At 70.2% G+C, this 18,647-nt stretch carries 16 protein-coding genes, 1 tRNA gene and 1 pseudogene; 8 read left to right on the top strand and 10 right to left on the bottom strand.

Annotated features, from left to right (window positions below):
• Positions 1 to 7 precede the first annotated feature (7 nt).
• Positions 8 to 562, top strand: a complete 555-nt coding sequence (locus AB0389_RS16640) for a DUF501 domain-containing protein (protein WP_366396115.1) — start codon at positions 8 to 10, stop codon at positions 560 to 562.
• Positions 559 to 1,515, top strand: coding sequence for a Ppx/GppA phosphatase family protein (locus tag AB0389_RS16645; protein ID WP_366396116.1), 957 nt, complete (start codon positions 559 to 561; stop codon positions 1,513 to 1,515). The genes AB0389_RS16640 and AB0389_RS16645 overlap by 4 nt, the downstream gene beginning before the upstream one ends.
• 120 nt (positions 1,516 to 1,635) lie before the next feature.
• Here AB0389_RS16645 and AB0389_RS16650 read toward each other — a convergent pair.
• The 3 genes and pseudogenes from AB0389_RS16650 to AB0389_RS16660 form a co-directional block, all read right to left on the bottom strand.
• A pseudogene (locus AB0389_RS16650) lies at positions 1,636 to 2,251 on the bottom strand (oxidoreductase); the annotation flags it as partial.
• 117 nt (positions 2,252 to 2,368) lie between these two features.
• Complete coding sequence (locus AB0389_RS16655) at positions 2,369 to 2,680, bottom strand: hypothetical protein (protein ID WP_366396117.1); 312 nt, start codon at positions 2,678 to 2,680, stop codon at positions 2,369 to 2,371.
• A 41-nt stretch (positions 2,681 to 2,721) separates the two neighbouring features.
• Complete coding sequence (locus AB0389_RS16660; RefSeq protein WP_366396118.1) at positions 2,722 to 3,183, bottom strand: prevent-host-death family protein; 462 nt, start codon at positions 3,181 to 3,183, stop codon at positions 2,722 to 2,724.
• A gap of 413 nt (positions 3,184 to 3,596) precedes the next feature.
• Here AB0389_RS16660 and AB0389_RS16665 point away from each other — a divergent pair, with 413 nt between their 5' ends.
• Both AB0389_RS16665 and AB0389_RS16670 read left to right on the top strand, forming a co-directional pair.
• Positions 3,597 to 4,982 (top strand): NAD(P)/FAD-dependent oxidoreductase, encoded by a 1,386-nt coding sequence (locus tag AB0389_RS16665; RefSeq protein ID WP_366396119.1) that lies wholly within the window; start codon positions 3,597 to 3,599, stop codon positions 4,980 to 4,982.
• Positions 4,983 to 5,238: 256 nt separating this feature from the next.
• Positions 5,239 to 6,534, top strand: a complete 1,296-nt coding sequence (locus tag AB0389_RS16670) for a cyclopropane-fatty-acyl-phospholipid synthase family protein (protein ID WP_366396120.1) — start codon at positions 5,239 to 5,241, stop codon at positions 6,532 to 6,534.
• A 64-nt stretch (positions 6,535 to 6,598) separates the two neighbouring features.
• Here AB0389_RS16670 and AB0389_RS16675 read toward each other — a convergent pair whose 3' ends face one another.
• A complete protein-coding gene (locus AB0389_RS16675; protein WP_366396121.1) occupies positions 6,599 to 9,163 on the bottom strand; it encodes an FtsX-like permease family protein in 2,565 nt (854 codons plus the stop codon).
• Positions 9,164 to 9,262: 99 nt separating this feature from the next.
• Positions 9,263 to 10,033: an ABC transporter ATP-binding protein gene (locus AB0389_RS16680; RefSeq protein WP_366396122.1), complete on the bottom strand. Its 771-nt coding sequence runs from the start codon at positions 10,031 to 10,033 to the stop codon at positions 9,263 to 9,265.
• A 381-nt stretch (positions 10,034 to 10,414) separates the two neighbouring features.
• On the opposite strand from AB0389_RS16680, the gene AB0389_RS16685 reads away from it, so the two are divergent.
• The 3 genes from AB0389_RS16685 (at position 10,415) to AB0389_RS16695 (ending at position 12,000) form a co-directional block, all read left to right on the top strand.
• Positions 10,415 to 10,497 (top strand) — tRNA-Leu (locus AB0389_RS16685).
• 184 nt (positions 10,498 to 10,681) lie between these two features.
• Entirely contained in the window at positions 10,682 to 11,545 is an 864-nt protein-coding gene (locus tag AB0389_RS16690) for a Bax inhibitor-1/YccA family protein (protein ID WP_366396123.1), read from the top strand.
• Between the two features lie 119 nt (positions 11,546 to 11,664).
• Positions 11,665 to 12,000: a hypothetical protein gene (locus tag AB0389_RS16695; RefSeq protein WP_366396124.1), complete on the top strand. Its 336-nt coding sequence runs from the start codon at positions 11,665 to 11,667 to the stop codon at positions 11,998 to 12,000.
• Here AB0389_RS16695 and AB0389_RS16700 read toward each other — a convergent pair.
• The 3 genes from AB0389_RS16700 to AB0389_RS16710 form a co-directional block, all read right to left on the bottom strand.
• Positions 11,984 to 12,895 carry a hypothetical protein gene (locus AB0389_RS16700; RefSeq protein ID WP_366396212.1) on the bottom strand — a complete coding sequence of 304 codons (912 nt, stop codon included), beginning with the start codon at positions 12,893 to 12,895 and terminating at the stop codon, positions 11,984 to 11,986. The two genes, AB0389_RS16695 and AB0389_RS16700, sit on opposite strands and share 17 nt — an antisense overlap.
• A 277-nt stretch (positions 12,896 to 13,172) precedes the next feature.
• Positions 13,173 to 14,393: an acetyl-CoA C-acetyltransferase gene (locus AB0389_RS16705; protein ID WP_366396125.1), complete on the bottom strand. Its 1,221-nt coding sequence runs from the start codon at positions 14,391 to 14,393 to the stop codon at positions 13,173 to 13,175.
• Positions 14,394 to 14,531: 138 nt separating this feature from the next.
• Positions 14,532 to 15,629 (bottom strand): SGNH/GDSL hydrolase family protein, encoded by a 1,098-nt coding sequence (locus AB0389_RS16710; RefSeq protein ID WP_366396213.1) that lies wholly within the window; start codon positions 15,627 to 15,629, stop codon positions 14,532 to 14,534.
• A gap of 162 nt (positions 15,630 to 15,791) precedes the next feature.
• Here AB0389_RS16710 and AB0389_RS16715 point away from each other — a divergent pair, with 162 nt between their 5' ends.
• Complete coding sequence (locus tag AB0389_RS16715; protein WP_366396126.1) at positions 15,792 to 17,186, top strand: cystathionine beta-synthase; 1,395 nt, start codon at positions 15,792 to 15,794, stop codon at positions 17,184 to 17,186.
• A gap of 330 nt (positions 17,187 to 17,516) precedes the next feature.
• On the opposite strand, the gene AB0389_RS16720 is transcribed toward AB0389_RS16715, so the two are convergent.
• Complete coding sequence (locus tag AB0389_RS16720) at positions 17,517 to 17,948, bottom strand: hypothetical protein (RefSeq protein ID WP_366396127.1); 432 nt, start codon at positions 17,946 to 17,948, stop codon at positions 17,517 to 17,519.
• A gap of 69 nt (positions 17,949 to 18,017) precedes the next feature.
• Positions 18,018 to 18,587: a potassium channel family protein gene (locus tag AB0389_RS16725; RefSeq protein ID WP_366396128.1), complete on the bottom strand. Its 570-nt coding sequence runs from the start codon at positions 18,585 to 18,587 to the stop codon at positions 18,018 to 18,020.
• Between the last annotated feature and the right edge of the window lie 60 nt (positions 18,588 to 18,647).

Genomic DNA, 18,647 nt, shown 5'->3' on the forward strand with positions numbered 1-18,647 from the left:
GGCAGGCATGGACACGCCCCCTCCGCAGACCGAACGCACCGAGCCGACCGAGGCGGATGTCGCGGCCTTCAAGGAACAGCTCGGCCGCCCGCCGCGCGGACTGCGCGCCATCGCGCACCGCTGCCCGTGCGGACAGCCGGATGTCGTCGAGACCGCGCCCCGGCTCCCGGACGGCACGCCCTTCCCGACCACGTACTACCTGACCTGCCCGCGCGCGGCCTCGGCCATCGGCACGCTGGAGGCGAACGGGGTCATGCGGGAGATGACGGAACGGCTCGCGGCCGATCCCGAGCTGGCCGCCGCGTACCGCGCGGCGCACGAGGACTATCTCGCCCGGCGCGACGCCATCGAGGTACTGGAGGGCTTCCCCAGCGCCGGCGGCATGCCGGACCGGGTCAAGTGCCTGCACGTACTCGTCGGCCACTCGCTGGCGGCGGGCCCCGGGGTGAACCCGCTGGGGGACGAGGCGCTCGCGATGCTGCCCGAGTGGTGGGCGAAGGGCCCCTGCGTGAGCCCGTGCGCGGCCGTGGCCGCGCCGGACACCGAGGAGGGAACGGCATGACGAGGGTCGCCGCCATCGACTGCGGTACGAACTCGATCCGTCTCCTGGTCGCCGACGCGGACCCTGTCACGGGCGAACTGACCGACCTGGACCGGCGGATGACGATCGTCCGGCTCGGCCAGGACGTGGACCGTACGGGCCGGCTCGCCCCGGAGGCGCTGGAGCGCACCTTCGCCGCGTGCCGGGAGTACGCCGCCGCGATCAAGGAGTACGGCGCCGAGCACGTCCGCTTCGTCGCCACGTCCGCCTCGCGCGACGCCGAGAACCGCGACGAGTTCGTGAGCGGGGTCCTGGACATCCTGGGCGTGGAGCCCGAGGTGATCACCGGCGACCAGGAGGCGGCCTTCTCCTTCACCGGCGCCACCAAGGAGCTGCCGGGCGCGGACAGCTGCCTGGTCGTGGACATCGGCGGCGGCTCGACCGAGTTCGTCGTCGGCGACGACGAGGTGCGCGCCGCCCGGTCGGTGGACATCGGCTGCGTACGGCTGACGGAGCGCCACCTCGTACGGGACGGGGTGGTGGCCGACCCGCCGTCCCTGGAGCAGATCGCCGCGATCCGGGCGGACGTCGAGACGGCCCTCGACCTCGCCGAGGAGACCGTCCCGCTGCGTGAGGCACGCACGCTGGTGGGCCTGGCCGGCTCGGTGACCACGGTCGCCGCGATCGTGCTGGGCCTCGACGCGTACGACTCGGCCGCGATCCACCGCTCGCGCATCTCCTACGACCAGGTCGCGGCGGTCACCACCCGCCTCCTGGCCGCCACCCACGCCGAACGCGCCGCCATCCCGGTCATGCACCCGGGCCGCGTGGACGTCATCGGCGCGGGCTCCCTCATCCTGCTCGCGATCATGGAGCGGACGGGGGCGCGCGAGGTGGTCGTCAGCGAGCACGACATCCTGGACGGCATCGCGTGGAGCTGCGTGCCCGAGGTGACTTGGAACTCGCGCACATAAGCGGTGTGGGCTCCAGGCGGTGATACGGGCACGGGTTTTCCCAGTGATCACGGAGTCGCGACGCGCCGTGGTGTGTGGGCTAGCGGCCGATCTTGTCCAGGTCGGCGAGATCCTCATCGGAGAGACGGCCGTGAGCGCTGAGGACTGCAACGGGCTGAAGCCACTGAGGGGAAAGAAGGGCACGTACGCGATGCCCTGCTCGGCAAGCTGGTCGATCAGCTCGTCGCCCTACGGTGGGCGAGGTTGTACATGTTCTGCACGGACACGATCGGCGCGATCGCGCGGGCCTCGGCGACCTGTTCCGCCGTCGCGTTGCTCACGCCGAGGTGCCGGATCAGGCCCTGCCGTTGGAGTTCGACAAGCGTCTCGAACGCCTCCGCGAGCGAACCGGGCACGGGTCCCTGGGCGTCGCCGAGCCGGAGGTTGACCACATCCAGCGTGCCGAGGCCGAGGTTCTCCAGGTTCTCCTTGACGGCCCGGCGCAGCTCTTCGGGCTTGCGCGCCGGGGGCCAGCCTCCCTGCTGGTCCCGGGTCGCGCCGACCTTGGTCACGATGTGCAGCGAGTCGCGGTACGGGTGCAGGGCTTCACGGATCAGCTGGTTGGTGATGTGCGGCCCGTAGGCGTCGGCGGTGTCGATGTGGGTGATGCCGAGAGACCGACGGCCTGGCGGAGGACGGCGAGTGCACCGTCGCGGTCGGTAGGCGGGCCCATGACCCAGGGGCCGGCGAGCTGCATGGCACCGTAGCCGAACCTGGTGACGGTCAGGTCGCCCAGGGTCCAGGTACCGCCCGGAAGCCTGGCGGTGTTCGCCAACCTCGAGACCTACGACACCCGCGTCGCCTGACGGGGGGATCAGTTGTCCGTGTCTTTGGGATGCCGGGTGGCGGCGTGGACAAGGTGTACGGTCCGGCGTGGCTGGTCGACCAGGTAGCGGACGCGTCCTCCGGCGGTCACTTCGTACTCCCACTGGGGGTACTCGGTGCCGCCGAGGACCGCAGTGGACAGGCGACCCCGCAGCCGGTGCTGGCGCCCCGGGTCGCTTGTCGAGAGCGGGTCGTCGCGCAGAGATTCGTAGCAGCGACGAGCGTTTCCCGCGGCTTCCGCGCACAGGTCGAGCCATCCTTTGGCAGCCTCGTTCGTGGCGAACCGGAGACGCCATTCCATGCCGATCGGGGGCGGTGGAACGTCGTCTCCTCTCTTCGGGCTCACGGCGCGGGTACCTCACCGTGGTCCTCGTCGGGGAGAGGCGCGGTCAGCTGGGAGGTCAGCCCGGGATCCGCGAGAATCCTGGCGGTGGCCAGCCACTCGATGACGACCTGGTTCAGGTTGGAGTGAACGTCGAGTTCGGCGGCATCGCGTGTTGCCTCGACCAGGTCGATGACGAACTCCCGTACTTCTTCGGCGGAGAGATGCCGGACCCAGGGGAAAACGTCCGGCAACGCGAGCAGCACGGCCCGAGCGCCTTCGTCGCTGCTGATCAGGGCAGCGAAGAGCCGCGCGGTGATGTCTGCGGTCCGCTCACGCTGCTGGTCATGACGTTCGGTCGTGAGGTAGAGGTCTTCGCCGTCACGTCGTGTGACGTGGACTCGTTGAGCGTGCTCGACAGTGTCGGCGACCTGTCGCGAGTTCTTCGACAGTTCGGAGAACGTGATGGTCGGAGTGGACATGTCTGGAATGTACTTCGGAATATGTTCCGAAGTCAAGGTCTCCGGGTGGTGCGCCTGGATGGCCGCTCGTGGCAGCCGCGAGAAAGTTCGTGAAGTTCTTCACAAGGAATTCGGCCCTGATGGACCCACTTACCGCCGTCCGGGGGCATCTGTCAGGACCGCAGCCCCCCGGCGCCCTTATACCGGGCGGTTTCGGGTGCGTGACGCGGGCGTGAATCGGAGAGTTGGCCCGGTATCGGGTGAGGTGCGGAGGGGCAGCTCACAAGGGGTCTACAACGTTCAAACCCATGATCCGGTTCCCCCTGTGGAGTGCGACCTGGGTCACGCGAGCCGCGCAGTGTAGCACCAGGGGGGTGCGTCCTTGTGAAGGGGCTCACGAGCACCCCCTCCGAGGGGGGTGGATACTCGATGGCATGAGCACCACGGAGCGTCCCAGGATCCTCGTTGTAGGCGGTGGGTACGTAGGCCTGTACGCAGCTCGTCGCATTCTGAAGAAGATGCGCTACGGGGAGGCGACCGTCACGGTCGTCGACCCCCGCTCGTACATGACGTACCAGCCCTTCCTCCCCGAAGCCGCCGCCGGCAGCATTTCGCCTCGGCATGTCGTCGTACCGCTGCGACGCGTGCTGCCCAAGGCCGAGGTGCTCACCGGGCGGGTCACCACCATCGACCAGGACCGCAAGGTCGCCACGGTCGCGCCGCTCGTGGGCGAGGCCTACGAGTTGCCGTTCGACTATCTGGTCGTCGCGCTCGGCGCGGTCTCCCGTACCTTCCCGATCCCCGGCCTCGCCGAGCAGGGCATCGGCATGAAGGGAATCGAGGAGGCCATAGGGCTGCGCAACCACGTGCTGGAGCAGCTCGACAAGGCCGACTCCACCACCGACGAGGAGGTCCGCCGCAAGGCGCTGACCTTCGTCTTCGTGGGCGGCGGCTTCGCCGGCGCGGAGACCATCGGTGAGGTCGAGGACCTGGCGCGCGACGCGGCCAAGTACTACACGAACGTGAAGCGCGAGGACATGCGCTTCGTGCTCGTCGACGTCGCCGACAAGATCCTTCCTGAGGTCGGCCCCAAGCTGGGCGCCTGGGGCAAGGAGCACCTTGAGGGCCGCGGCATCGAGATCTACCTCCAGACGAGCATGGAGTCCTGCGTGGACGGCCATGTGAAGCTCAACAACGGCCTTGAGGTCGACTCCGAGACGATCGTCTGGACCGCCGGCGTCAAGCCGAACCCGGCGCTCGCCCGCTTCGGTCTCCCGCTCGGCCCCCGCGGCCACGTGGACACCAGCGAGAAGCTCCAGGTGCAGGGCACCGACTACATCTGGGCCGCCGGCGACAACGCCCAGGTCCCGGACGTCATCGGCCGCAAGGCCGGCAACCCGAACGCCTGGTGCCCGCCCAACGCCCAGCACGCGCTGCGCCAGGCGAAGGTCCTCGGCGACAACGTGATCTCCGGCATGCGGGGCTTCCCGCAGGGCGAGTACAGCCACGCCAACAAGGGCGCGGTCGCCGGTCTCGGGGTCCACAAGGGCGTCGCGATGATCGTCATGGGCAAGATGAAGTTCAAGGTCAAGGGCCGGCTCGCCTGGTACATGCACCGCGGCTACCATGGTCTGGCCATGCCGACCTGGAACCGCAAGATCCGGATCTTCGCCGACTGGACGCTCGCCATGTTCCTCAAGCGCGAGGTCGTCTCGCTCGGCGCCATGGAGACGCCGCGCGAGGAGTTCTACGAGGCCGCCAAGCCCTCCCCGCCGCCGGCCGCCGCGTCGTCCGCGCCGGAGACCGCCAAGGCCTCCTGAGGTCCGTCGGGAACACCGTTCGACCCTGCCGGAAGGGCCGTCCGCCATCCGTGGTGCGGACGGCCCTTCTGCCGTGGCCGGAAGAGCGCGGAACGCGCGCCGGAACGTGCCGGATCGCGGCGGAACGCGCCGATACGCGTGGTGAGTACAGGTAATTTGCCTTCACATTGCGCGCTGTCGGGACTGCGCCGACCCCCTCGCGGTGTTTACGTGGTGTGGACACGTCCGGTATCCACCACCACGGAGGTAAGACGCCATGGCCGACGCCGCACTGCGGCTCACCACTCTCGCCGAAGAGTTGCTGGGGGCCCCGCTCCCGGTCCGTATCCGTGCCTGGGACGGCAGCGAGTCCGGCCCCCGGGACGCGCCGACCCTGATCATCCGCAATCGCCGTGCCCTGCGCCGGCTGCTCTGGAAGCCCGGGGAGCTGGGCCTCGCCCGCGCCTGGGTCGCCGGGGAGATCGACGTCGAGGGCGACCTCTACGCGGCCCTCGAAAGGCTCGCCGGGCTCATCTGGGAGCGCGGCGCCGACACCAAGGACACCGTCCACCCCGTACGGAACCCCCGTATGCGGGCCGCCGCCCGCGGTCTCGTCCGGATCGCCGGACCCTGGCCGCCGCCCGCCCCGCCCGCCGAGGAGATCCGCCGGCGGACCGGGTCCCTGCACACCAAGCGCCGCGACAAGGCGGCCATCAGCCACCACTACGACGTGGGCAACGACTTCTACGAGCTGATGCTCGGCCCGTCCATGGTGTACTCCTGCGCCTACTGGGACGCCGGATCCGGCCTTGAGGACGCACAGCGCGACAAGCTCGATCTGATCTGCCGCAAGCTCGGTATCAAGGAGGGCGACCGGCTGCTCGACGTCGGCTGCGGCTGGGGCTCGATGGCCATGCACGCCGCACGCGAGTACGGCGCCCGGGTCACCGGCATCACCCTCTCCCGCGAGCAGGCCGCCTTCGCCCGCAAGCGCATCGCCGAGGAAGGTCTCACCGACCGGATCGAGATCCGCGTCCAGGACTACCGCGACGTCCGGGACGGCCCGTACGACGCGATCTCCTCCATCGGCATGGCCGAGCACGTCGGCTCCGTCCAGTACCGCGCCTACGCGGACGACCTGTACCGCCTGCTGAAGCCCGGCGGGCGGCTGCTCAACCACCAGATCGCCCGGCGCCCCGAGAAGGACGAGAGCGGCTACCACGTCGACCCGTTCATCGACTCCTACGTCTTCCCCGACGGGGAGCTGGCGCCGCTCGGCCGCACCCTCGCCACGCTGGAGGAGGCGGGGTTCGAGGCCCGCGACGTCGAGTCGATCAGGGAGCACTACGCCCTGACGCTGCGCCGCTGGGTGACGAACCTGGAGGAGCACTGGGCCGACGCCGTACGGTCCACCTCCGCCGGGCGCGCCCGCGTCTGGCGGCTCTACATGGCGGCGTCCGCGCTGTCCTTCGAGCGCAACAGGATCGGGGTCAACCAGATCCTGGCGGTGAAGACCCCGGAGAGCGGCGCGTCGGGGCTGCCCCTGCGGTCCCGGCTGTGGGGCGCCGCCTGAACAACAGAGGGCCGGGCCGGGGGAGTTCGCTCCCCGGACCCGGCCCTTCCCGCCGCCCGCCGTGCTATTCGGTCTTGATGGCCGTCAGCATGTTCAGCCGCGCAGCGCTGCGCGCCGGCCACAGCGAGGCCAGTACGCCGACCACGCCGGCCAGCAGCATGAACAGGGCGATCCGGTCCCACGGGATGACCAGGGCGTAGTTCGGGATGGACGCCGCGATGGTCCGGCCGATCGCCCAGCCCAGGAAGGTGCCGAGCACCACCCCGATCAGCGCGCCGAAGAGCGAGATCACCACGGCCTCCAGCCGGATCATCCGCTTGACCTTGGTGCGGTCGAGGCCGATGGCGCGCAGCATGCCGATCTCCTGCTGCCGTTCGAAGACGGACATCGCCAGCGTGTTGACGACGCCCAGGACCGCGATGATCAGGGCCATCCCCAGCAGGCCGTACAGGATGTTCAGCATCGTGTTGATCATGCCGCTGAACTCGTTCTTGATGCCCTCGATGTTGTTGATGCTGATCGCCGGGTTCTTGCCCAGCGCGTCCACGAGGGCCTGTTCGTGGGCCGCGGTCGCGCCGCCGTCCATCTTCACCCAGATCTCGGTGATGTACGGCTTGGCCTGGTGCTGGTCGGCCAGCTTCGTGGAGGTGATGATCTCGGAGAGGAAGTCGATCTTCTGGAAGACGGCGCCGACCTTCAGCTTCTCCTTCTTGCCGTCGTCGAACTTCGCCGGGATGGTGTCGCCGGGCTTCCAGCCGTGGGACGCGGCGAGTTCCTCGCTGACCGCGACCGTGTTCGCGTTCTCCGTCATGGCGGAGAGGGAGCCGGAGACGGTGTGGATGCTGAAGACCTTCTCCATGTCCTCGGGGGACAGCGCGGTGGTGTTGTAGTAGTCGCTCCCGCTCTCGAACGAGGCCATCTGCTGCGGCGAGAGCGCGGCCACGTCGGGCGCCTTCCGCAGGGCGTCGATCGCCGACGCGTCGAGATTGCTGAAGCCCGCCATCGTCACCCGGTAGTCGGCGCGGATGTGATCCGACGTCGACTTGTCGATGGCCGTGCCCACCGTGACGGCGACGACCGTGAGCGTGGTGACCAGCGTGAGTCCGATGGCCAGCGCGGAGGCGGTCGCTCCGGTGCGCCGGGGGTTACGGACGGCGTTCAGGCTGGCCAGCTTGCCGGAGACGCCGAACGCCGAGGTGAGCAGCGGCCGTACGAGCGCGATGACGGGCCGCGACAGCAGCGGGATCAGCACGATGACGGCGATCATCGTCAGGAACGCGCCGCCCCCGATGATGTACCCGCCGTCGTTGTCGGCGGACGCGCCGAGGACGATGATCACCGCGCCGATCAGGGCCATGACGCCACCGATGGAGTTCCGTACGACCAGCGACTTGGTGGTGGCGACCGCGTGCACGCTGCTCATCGCCGCGACCGGCGGGATCTTCGCGGCCTTGCGGGCGGGCAGCCAGGCGGCCAGGACGGTGATCAGCACACCGACGGCGAACGCGGCGACGACCGCCGTGGGCGAGACCACCAGCGGGCCCGCGGGCACCTTCGCGTCCAACAGGCCCATCGCGGACCGCAGTCCGATCGCGAGACAGAGACCGATGACGAAACCGACCGCGGAGGCGATCACCCCGACGACCGCGGCCTCGATCAGCACCGAGCGCTTGACCTGGCGGCGGGAGGCGCCGACGGCGCGCAGCAGTGCCAGCTCCTTGGTGCGCTGGGCGACCAGCATGGTGAAGGTGTTGGAGATCAGGAAGACTCCGACGAACAGGGCGATGCCCGCGAAGGCCAGCAGCATCTGGTTGAGGCTCGACAGGCCCTGCTCGATGTCCTTGGCCTGGTTGCTCGCGAGCTGCTCGCCCGTGTCCACCTGGGCGTCCTTGGGGAGGAGCTTCACCATCTGCGCGCGGATCTCGTCGTGCGAGGCGCCCGCCTTCGCGGTGACGGAGAGCTCACTGTAGTAGCCGGGCTCCAGGAAGAGCTTCTGGGCGACGTCCTTGGTGAACAGCACCAGGCTGCCGCCCGCGTTGACCGCGCCGTCCTCAGTGGTGAAGATCCCGCTGAGCGTGTACTCCTTCACCGGCCCGTTGGTGGCCACCCGGACCTTCTCGCCGACCTTGTACTCGCCCCTGGCGGCCGTGTCCTTGTCGAGGGCGACCTGGTCGGCGGCGGCCGGGCCCGCGCCCTCGGTGAAGTCGTAGGAGGGGTCCTTGCCGTCCGCGGCGGGCGCGAAGTTGGTACCGACGTTGGACCAGCCGTCGCCTATCAGCTTGCCCTTGGGGTCGCCGACCCCGGCGAAGCCGTTGACCCGGCCGGTGACGGAGGCGACGCCGTCCAGCGCCCCGATCCGGTCGACGGTCTTCTGGGTGACGCCGGGACTTCCCTTGTCGGCCTCGGCGTCGGGCTCCTCGCCGGCGCCGCCGCCCCGGGTGTCCCAGACGGTGACGCCGACGGCGACGTCCTTGTAGCTCTTGGCGCTCTGGTTGCGGAAGGCGTTGCCCAGGGTGTCGGTGAAGATCAGGGTGCCGGAGACGAAGGCGACGCCGAGCATGACGGCGAGCACGGTCATCAGCAGTCTGGCCTTGTGCGAGAGCACATTGCGCAGGGCGGTACGGAACATGGTGGGATTCCTGGTGAGGAGGGGACCGGGGCAGGGGGACAGGACCCGGGAGCGCCGAGGAGGCACCCGGGTTGACGGAGCGTCGGATCCGGCGGTGCGTCAGCTGGTGCGGCCCTTGGCGTCGAACGCCTTCATCCGGTCGAACACGGCGTCGGCGGTGGGGTTGAGGATCTCGTCGACGATCCGGCCGTCCGCGAGGAAGATCACACGGTTCGCGTACGAGGCGGCCGTGGCGTCGTGCGTCACCATGACCACGGTCTGACCCAGCTCTCGAACGGAGTTACGGAGGAAGCCCAGCACCTCGGCGCCGGAGCGCGAGTCGAGGTTCCCGGTCGGCTCGTCACCGAAGATGATCTCCGGCCGCGCGGCCAGGGCGCGCGCCACCGCGACACGCTGCTGCTGACCGCCGGAGAGCTCCGTGGGCCGGTGGCCGAGCCGGTCGGCGAGCCCGATCATGCTGATCACCTGGTCCAGCCACTGCTGGTCGGGCTTGCGGCCCGCGATGTCCATCGGGAGCGTGATGTTCTCCAGGGCCGTCAGCGTCGGCAGCAGGTTGAACGCCTGGAAGATGAAGCCGATCTTGTCCCGGCGCAACTTCGTGAGCTGCTTGTCCTTCAGCGTCGACAGCTCGGTGTCCCCGATCCGTACGGACCCGGAGCTGAAGCTGTCGAGCCCGGCCACGCAGTGCATGAGCGTGGACTTGCCCGAGCCGGAGGGCCCCATGATCGCGGTGAACTCGCCCTGCCCGAAGTCCACGCTCACCTTGTCGAGGGCGACCACCTGCGTCTCGCCCATGCCGTAGACCTTGGACAGCTCGGAGGCGCGGGCGGCGACCGCGGTCGAACGGGGGGCGATCTGAGTGGTGGTCACGGGTGGATCTCCTGTCGGACGGACCGGCTGCGAGGACCCCTCCATCCTCCGGTCCGTACGCTCCGCGAGCGTCACTCCCCGTGCCCGTTCCCGGAGCCCTCTTGAGTCTGACCACCGGGCCGCGCTCTCCTCCTCGGGTATGACACGACCCCTGAGAGGCACGCTCCGGGATGTCTGCTGCGTGACCGGGCGGCGACTTTTCGTCATTCCTGGGAGCCTCGTTACGAGATGGCCATGGGCGCCCGGCATGTGCCGATGGGCAGGTACGTGTCCTGACGCACCCTCAGACGTCAATAAAATAAGACAACATCGGGTAGGCACTCGGCTGTTCGAGTGGTGTGTCCCGATAGGCTCCTGTGCCAACGCGGCGTCGCGCGCCGTGCCCGGATGGTGGAATGCAGACACGGCGAGCTTAAACCTCGCTGCCCCTCGGGGGCGTGCCGGTTCAAGTCCGGCTCCGGGCACATCACCGGCCACCGCACCGGTGGCCGTCGCGTCGGGGATCCCCGACGGTGACGGATTGTTGTGATGTGCGTCACCCTTCCGGGTTGCGATTTGCGAAAGATCCTCCCCGAGCACTAGAGCGTAGCCTTTGCTCTCCCATTACTCTTGACGCAAGGCCGCGCTGGGTGGCCAAGGAGGAGTGAGATGAGGAGCAGTAACCCGGTCTTCTCGCGACGGGGCTTCAGCCGCGACAACGGCCACGCGGGCTTCAACGCGGCGCCGCAGGCCGGGGGCCCCGCCGTAGGAACCAATCCGTACGCGACCAACCCGTACGCGCCCCAGCAGGGCGCGCAGCTCGGTGGCCCGCAGGCGCCCACGCGCCCCGACGTCATGACGATCGACGACGTCGTGACGCGTACCGCCATGACGCTGGGCACGGTCGTGCTCACCGCGGTCCTGTCGTGGGTCCTGCTGCCGGTCGACCAGAACAACCTCGGCAAGTCCTTCGGGATCGCCATCGGCGCCTTCCTGGTGGCGATGGTCCTGTCGCTGGTCCAGGCGTTCAAGCGCAAGGCGTCCCCCGCGCTGATCCTGTCGTACGCCGCCTTCGAGGGTGTCTTCCTCGGCGTCATCAGCAACGTGACGAGCACCTATGTGCGCGATGGCGTGGTCATCCAGGCGGTCATGGGCACGATGGCGGTCTTCGCCGGTGTCCTCTTCGCGTACAAGATGCGCTGGATCCGCGTCACCCAGCGCTTCTACGGCTTCGTGATGGCCGCGGCCATGGGCTTCATGCTCCTGATGGTCGCCAACATGCTGTTCAGCGTCTTCGGCGGCGGTGACGGCCTCGGCTTCCGCAGCGGCGGCCTCGGCATCCTCTTCGGTGTCATCGGCATCATCCTCGGCGCCTGCTTCCTCGCGCTCGACTTCAAGCAGGTCGAGGACGGCGTCGCGTACGGCGCTCCGCGCGAGGAGTCGTGGCTCGCGGCGTTCGGTCTCACCGTGACGCTGGTGTGGATCTACATGGAGATGCTGCGCCTGTTCACGATCCTCTCGGGCAACGACTAGCCGACGGTGATGTGAAGACGGCGCGGTAGTACGGAAGTACGGAAGCGCCGAAGGGGTCCGCGGGCTGATGCCCGGGGGCCCCTTCTTCTTTCCCCTCCCGGCGGACGTAGGGTCTGGCCGTGCTCGACACCACGCCGCTGACGGCTGCCACGGACCGATTCGCCGACCGGCTGCGCGGCGCGCCGCAGAGCCGGCTCCAGCAGGGCGCCGCCGCGGTGGCGCTGGACCTCGCCAGGGAGCTCTCCGTACGGGCCCAGCGGCTCGACGGCACGGCCGGGGACGCGGACGGCGGGGAGGCGCGGATCATGCCCGACGCCGGGGTCTTCGTGGTCGCCGACCAGCTCACCGTCGCCGCCGAGGACCTCGCCGAGGCACTGCGAACGGCCCCGTCCCGGGTGGAGCTGGACGAGGCCGTGCGGTCGGTCGGTGAAGCGGTGGCTAGAGCGAGGCTATGACGCGGTCCGCCAGGATGTAGATGTGCCCGGCGTCGTCCCCGCACGCGAAGGTCAGCGCGTACGCCCCGGCGATTCCGGAGCCGCCCAGCAGGAACGGTGCCGCGCCGGCCCGTACCGCCTCGGCGAGCTGCTCGGCGGTCTCGCGGTGGCCCGGGGTCATGCAGAGCGTCGTACCGTCCGCGAAGACATAGACGTCGAGCGTGCCCAGCGGGCCCGGCCGGACGTCGGCGAGCGCCGTCCGCGTCTCGGCCAGCTCCTCCATCCGCGCGACGGTCCGCTCGTGGTCGGTGACGACCGGCGTCCTGACCGGGACGAAGTCGGGGTGCGAGGGGTGGCGGCGGCGCGCGGCGGCCAGCTCGGCCGAGTCCTCGGCGTACTCCGCGGCCTCGACCGGCCCGCTCACCTCGGTCAGCTCCGGGTAGTCGGCGAAGTCCGTGAAGTCGGTGAACTCGTCCAGCAGCCCGTCGAGCGAGTCCGCCCCCATGGCGTCGGCCCCGTCGTGCGGGTGCGGCGCCTCCAGACCGGCGAAGTCGGCCTGGCGCGGTACGTAGAAGGGCGTGTCCTCGGTGCCGAGCCCGGCGAGCCCGCCCAGCATCGCCTGCGGGGTGTCGGACGCGTCCCTGGCCTCCTGCGCGGCCCAGAAGGCCCGCGCCTCCGCCAGCTCGCGCTCGCGCTCCTCGGCCAGGGCCTCGGCGACCGCGGTCCGTATGGCGTGCGTCTCGACGGGGTGCACCGCGCTTCTGGCCTGGGGTACGGAGGCGGTCAGGCCGCCCGGGTTCGCCGCCAGTTCCGCGCGCAGGGCGCTGACCTGCCGACGCAGCACATGAGCGGCGTGCAGGGCAGCGACGCCCACGGCCGTGGCGGCGGCCGTGGTCAGCAGCAGGGCAAGAGACATGGCGCTCACTGACTACTCCCGATTCCGTTCGATACCCCCGACTTCCTACCTCAGCTTGTCGTGAGCCCGTGCCCACCGTCAGTGCATTACGTCACGAAATGGACAGGTCTTTGGGCCTGATGTTTCCTGCGCGTACGGGGCTGACCTGGGAAAACGAATCTCCCCCGGGACTAGGTCACATCCTGGGGGAGATTCAGTCACGACTGGGGATCGGTGGGGTGGAACGGTGCTTTTCGGTACGGAGCGACTACGGTCCGCGACGGCGGCTCGGCTCGGCTCAGCTCAGCCGCTCGATCACCATGGCCATGCCCTGGCCGCCGCCCACGCACATCGTCTCCAGGCCGAACTGCTTGTCGTGGAACTGGAGGCTGTTGATCAGGGTGCCGGTGATCCGCGCGCCGGTCATCCCGAAGGGATGGCCGACGGCGATGGCGCCACCGTTCACGTTCAGCTTCTCCAGCGGGACGCCCAGGTCCCGGTACGAGGGGATCACCTGCGCGGCGAACGCCTCGTTGATCTCGACCAGGTCGATGTCGTCGATGGTCAGCCCGGCGCGCCCGAGCGCCTGGCGGGACGCCTCGACCGGCCCGTAACCCATGATCTCCGGCGAGAGGCCGGTGACGCCGGTGGAGACGATCCTGGCCAGCGGGGTCAGGCCCAGCTCGCGCGCCTTGGTGTCGGACATGATCACCAGCGCGGCGGCGCCGTCGTTGAGCGGGCAGCAGTTGCCGGCCGTGACCAGGCCGTCGGGGCGGAAGACCGGCTTGAGGCCCTGTGTGCCCTCCAGGGTGACGCCGGCGCGCGGGCCGTCGTCCGCCGTGACCACGGTGCCGTCCGGGGTCGTCACGGGCGTGATCTCGCGCTCCCAGAAGCCGTTCTTGATGGCCTCCTCGGCGAGGTTCTGCGACCGTACGCCGAACTCGTCCATCTCCCGGCGCGTCACGCCCTTAAGCCGGGCCAGGTTCTCCGCGGTCTGCCCCATCGCGATGTACGCGTCGGGGACGAGGCCGTCCTCGCGCGGGTCGTGCCAGCCGGCGCCCTCGCTCGCCGCGACGGCGGCGGTCCTGGCCTCGGCGTCGGCGAAGAGCGGGTTGTGGGTGTCGGGCATCCCGTCGGAGCTGCCCTTGACGGAGCGCGAGACCATCTCGACGCCCGCGGAGATGAAGACGTCGCCCTCGCCGGCCTTGATGGCGTGCAGCGCCATCCGGGAGGTCTGGAGCGAGGAGGAACAGTAACGGGTGATGGTGCAGCCGGGCAGATGGTCCATCCCGAGCTGTACGGCGACGATCCGGCCGAGGTTGTGGCCCTGCTCGCCGCCGGGGAGGCCGCAGCCGAGCATCAGGTCGTCGATGTCGCGCGGGTCCAGCTCGGGGATCTTCGCGAGCGCGGCCCCGATGATCGTGGCGGTCAGGTCGTCGGGCCGCAGTTCCTTCAGCGAGCCCTTGAAGGCCCGGCCGATCGGGGAACGGGCGGCAGAGACGATCACGGCTTCTGGCATCACGGCTCCATGAGGCGGGAAACGGGAAAGCGGGAAACGGGAAAGCGGGTAGGTGGTCGGGCGGGGAAAGGCGGGCGGGAAAAGGCGGGCGGGAAAAGGCGGGGCTGAGGGGGAAGTTACCCGTACGTAGGGGTTGGGTCACTGCCACGGACGTGTGATGCGGGACTCTTTTCTAAGCGCTTGCTCAGGATGGCCCCCGTGGTCTCCGCGGCCCCCGTGGTCCCCGCCATCCACGCGATCCCCGTCATCGCCGTGGTCCCCGTGCTCCGCGCCCGCCCGCTCGTCCGCCGTCGGCAGCACATGCCGCCGCCTGCGGTGCTTGAGCAGCGCCCAGGGCGCCCGTACCCCCGCGACCTCCGTGCCCGCCTGGGCCGCCGCCGCCGAGGCCGCCTTCGCCACCGTCAGCATGTCCTCGTCACGGGACGCGTCCAGATGGTCCGTCTCGGGCCACAGGCCCAGCACCGCGCAGAGCGTCGGCAGCATCGCCATCGCGGCCGTCGCGTACCCCTCCGCGGACGGGTGGTAGTTGTCCGGGCCGAACAGCTCCCGCGGATTCGCCGCGAACTCCGGGCCCAGCAGGTCCCCCAGCGAGACCGTACGGCCGCCCTGCTCCACCGTGACGATCGTCTGCGCGGCGGCCAGCTGCCGGCTCACCCGGCGGGCCACCCAGCGCAGCGGCTGGTACACCGGCTCGATCGTGCCCAGATCCGGGCACGTGCCCACGACCACCTCCGCGCCCGTCGTACGCAGCCGCCGTACCGCCGCCGCCAGACAGCGGACCGACTCCGTCGCGGACATCCGGTGCGTGACGTCGTTCGCACCGATCATGATCACGCAGACGTCCGGGGTGTGGGACGTCGCCGACAGCAGCTGCGTCACCTGCCGCTCCAGATCGTCCGACCTGGCCCCCGGCAGCGCCACGTTCCGCAGATCCACCGGGCGCTCCGCGACCGCCGCCAGCCCCGACGCCAGCAGCGCCCCCGGGGTCTGCCCGGCCCGCCGCACCCCCTGGCCGGCCGCCGTGGAGTCGCCCAGCATGCCCATCCGCAGCGGCTCCGTATGGCCGAAGGCCAGCCCGTACCAGCCGTCCCCGCGCGGCGGTACGGGCGCGACACCGCCGCCCACCGAGCGCTTCGCGAGCTGGACCTCCGCCAGCAGCACCCCGACGCCCGCCGCGCCCAGCAGCCCGATGCTGCCGCCGCCGTAGGCCGCGCCCGCGGCGATCCGCCGCGCCACCCTCGCCCTCGACACCGTCCGGGTCACCACCTTCCGTGTTCCGCTCCTCGCGGACTCCCGCGCGTACGCGTACCAGCTAACTGCCCCGTAAGGACCGTCGCCCAATCCCACCCGCAGGCGCATACGCTGGCCGGACCATCACGGAGACCCCGGAGACATACGGTGCAATTCCACGACTCGATGATCAGTCTGGTTGGCAATACCCCGCTGCTGAAGCTGACCAGCGTGACCGAAGGCATTCAGGCGACAGTCCTGGCCAAGGTCGAATACTTCAACCCCGGCGGTTCGGTGAAGGACCGGATCGCCCTGCGCATGATCGAGGCCGCGGAGGAGAGCGGGGAGCTGCGCCCCGGCGGCACGATCGTCGAACCGACGAGCGGCAACACGGGCGTCGGACTCGCCATCGTGGCCCAGCGGAAGGGCTACAAGTGCATTTTCGTCTGCCCGGACAAGGTCTCCACGGACAAGATCAACGTGATGCGCGCGTACGGCGCCGAGGTCGTCGTCTGCCCCACGGCGGTCGACCCCGAGCACCCCGACTCGTACTACAACGTCTCCGACCGGCTGGTCAGGGAGACGCCGGGCGCCTGGAAGCCCGACCAGTACAGCAACCCGAACAACCCGCGCTCGCACTACGAGACGACCGGTCCCGAACTCTGGAAGCAGACGGACGGCCGGATCACCCACTTCGTCGCGGGCGTCGGCACGGGCGGCACCATCTCCGGCACCGGCCGCTTCCTCAAGGAGGCCAGTGACGGACGGGTCCGGATCGTGGGCGCCGACCCCGAGGGCTCCGTCTACTCCGGCGGCTCCGGGCGGCCGTACCTGGTCGAGGGCGTCGGTGAGGACTTCTGGCCGACCGCGTACGACCGTACGGTGACGGACGAGATCGTCGCCGTGTCCGACAAGGACTCCTTCCGGATGACCCGGCGCCTCGCCAAGGAGGAGGGCCTGCTCGTCGGCGGCTCCTGCGGCATGGCGGTGGTGGCCGCGCTGAAGGTGGCGGAGGGGCTCGGGCCCGATGATGTCGTGGTCGTCCTGCTGCCGGACAGCGGCCGGGGCTACCTCAGCAAGATCTTCAACGACGAGTGGATGAACGACTACGGCTTCCTCGACCACAGCGGGGACGCGCCGCGCGTCGCGGACGTACTGCAGTACAAGGCGGGCCCCATCCCGACCCTGGTGCACATGCACCCCGAGGAGACGGTCGGCGAGGCCATCGAGGTGCTGCGGGAGTACGGCGTCTCCCAGATGCCGATCGTGAAGCCGGGCGCCGGCCACCCGGACGTGATGGCGGCCGAGGTCATCGGCTCCGTCGTGGAGCGGGAACTGCTCGACGCGCTGTTCACCCGCCGCGCCGCGCTCGGCGACCCGCTGGAGAAGCACATGTCGTCGCCGCTGCCGCAGGTCGGCTCCGGCGAACCGGTCGCCGATCTGATGGCGGTCCTGAGCGGCTCGGACGCGTCGGACGCCGCGATCGTGCTGGTGGAGGGCAAGCCGACCGGCGTCGTGAGCAGGCAGGATCTGCTCGCGTTCCTCTCGAAGGACGCGAAGTAGCGATACGGAATCAGCCACGCAGGGGTGCCATCCGGCCACCCGGATCCGCGGGTTCGCGGGTTCGCGCAAGTGGTACGAGCGCGACACGTCCACGCAGCACCGCCTTAACACGCGCCCTGCATAGTGGTTGTTGTCGGCGTCAAGGACTTCCGGAGCGGCTCCCGGACCTCCATGGACGCCCGGACACGTCAGCCGGCCCTGACCCGGAGCGTGTCCCTCGCGGGGACCGCCGTCGTCCCGCCCCCCGGCAACGGGGGTGCGGCGGTCCTCGCGACTATCTTTTCCCGGGGAGCGGCGTTCATTCCCTCCTCCCGGCTCACTCCTCTCGGCTCACTCCTCCCAGTCGGAGGACTGCCGCCGCTCGCGCTTCCGCCCGGTGGCCCGGGGCCACGGCCGCGCCGAGGACAGCGCGTTCACCGCCACGATCCCCAGCCAGCAGACGAACAGCCCCTCGATCCCGGCGTTCGCCACGGCGATCGCGGAGAGCGGGATGGCGAGGACCAGCGAGATCACCGCGAACCCGAAGCGCCCGCCGAACCCCTCGACGGCCGCACCGGACGGCCGGGTGGTGCCCCGGGCCGCGAGTATCTGCTCCTCCGCCAGCCTCTGCCGGACGCGGCGGTCGACCGTACGGTCGAGGCTCTCCTCGACCTTCTCCAGGAACGATTCGACGAGCGCGGGCTCGTAATCGGCTCCCAGGTCCCGGCGGGCCTGGAGCGTGGCGTCGAGTTCCTTCTTCAGCTCAGGGTCACGGGCATCCATACGGCAACGGTACGAAGCGGGGCGGCCCGGGGGAGTGGGGCTAGCCCCCGTTTTCCGCTGGGGCGGCCGTCAGGGGCGCGGCCCGGGACCGGCGGGTCCGGGACCGGCGGGTCCGGGTTCGGTGGGTCCGGGACCGGCGGGTCCGGGACCGGCGGGGCCGTGGCTCCGGGACAGCAGGTGTTCGAGGCGGTCGAAGCGCTCGTGCAGGGCGCGCAACTCCCGGGCGGCGTCCGCCCGCCCCGCCCGCTCCACGTGTTCGAGGGCCGCCGCGGCCCGCCGCGCCCGGCGCGCGGCGCTGCCGACCAGCCAGGTGGCGAGGGAGGCCGTGACGACGCTGAAGACCGAGATCCCGACGAGCATCACGACGCCCGCGATGACGCGTCCGGGCACGGTCACCGGATAGAGATCGCCGTACCCGACGGTCGTGGCGGTCTCGACGGACCACCACAGCGCGAGCGGGAACGAGGTGATGGTCGCGCGGGGCGCCCGGGACTCGTACGGGACGATGATCCAGGAGCCGAGCAGCAGGACCAGGACGAAGGCGAGCCCCGCCCCCGTCGCGGCCTTCACGTGCAGCCGCTGCCACCGCTCGTTGCCCAGCAGCTTGCGCAACAGGAAGAGGGGCGACAGCGGAGCCATGGACCGAAGCTAACCGGGACGGGCGGGGACGCATGGCAGGACACACCCCCTCCGCCACCC

The organism is Streptomyces sp. NPDC093109, assembly GCF_040701725.1.
Lineage (GTDB): Bacteria > Actinomycetota > Actinomycetes > Streptomycetales > Streptomycetaceae > Streptomyces.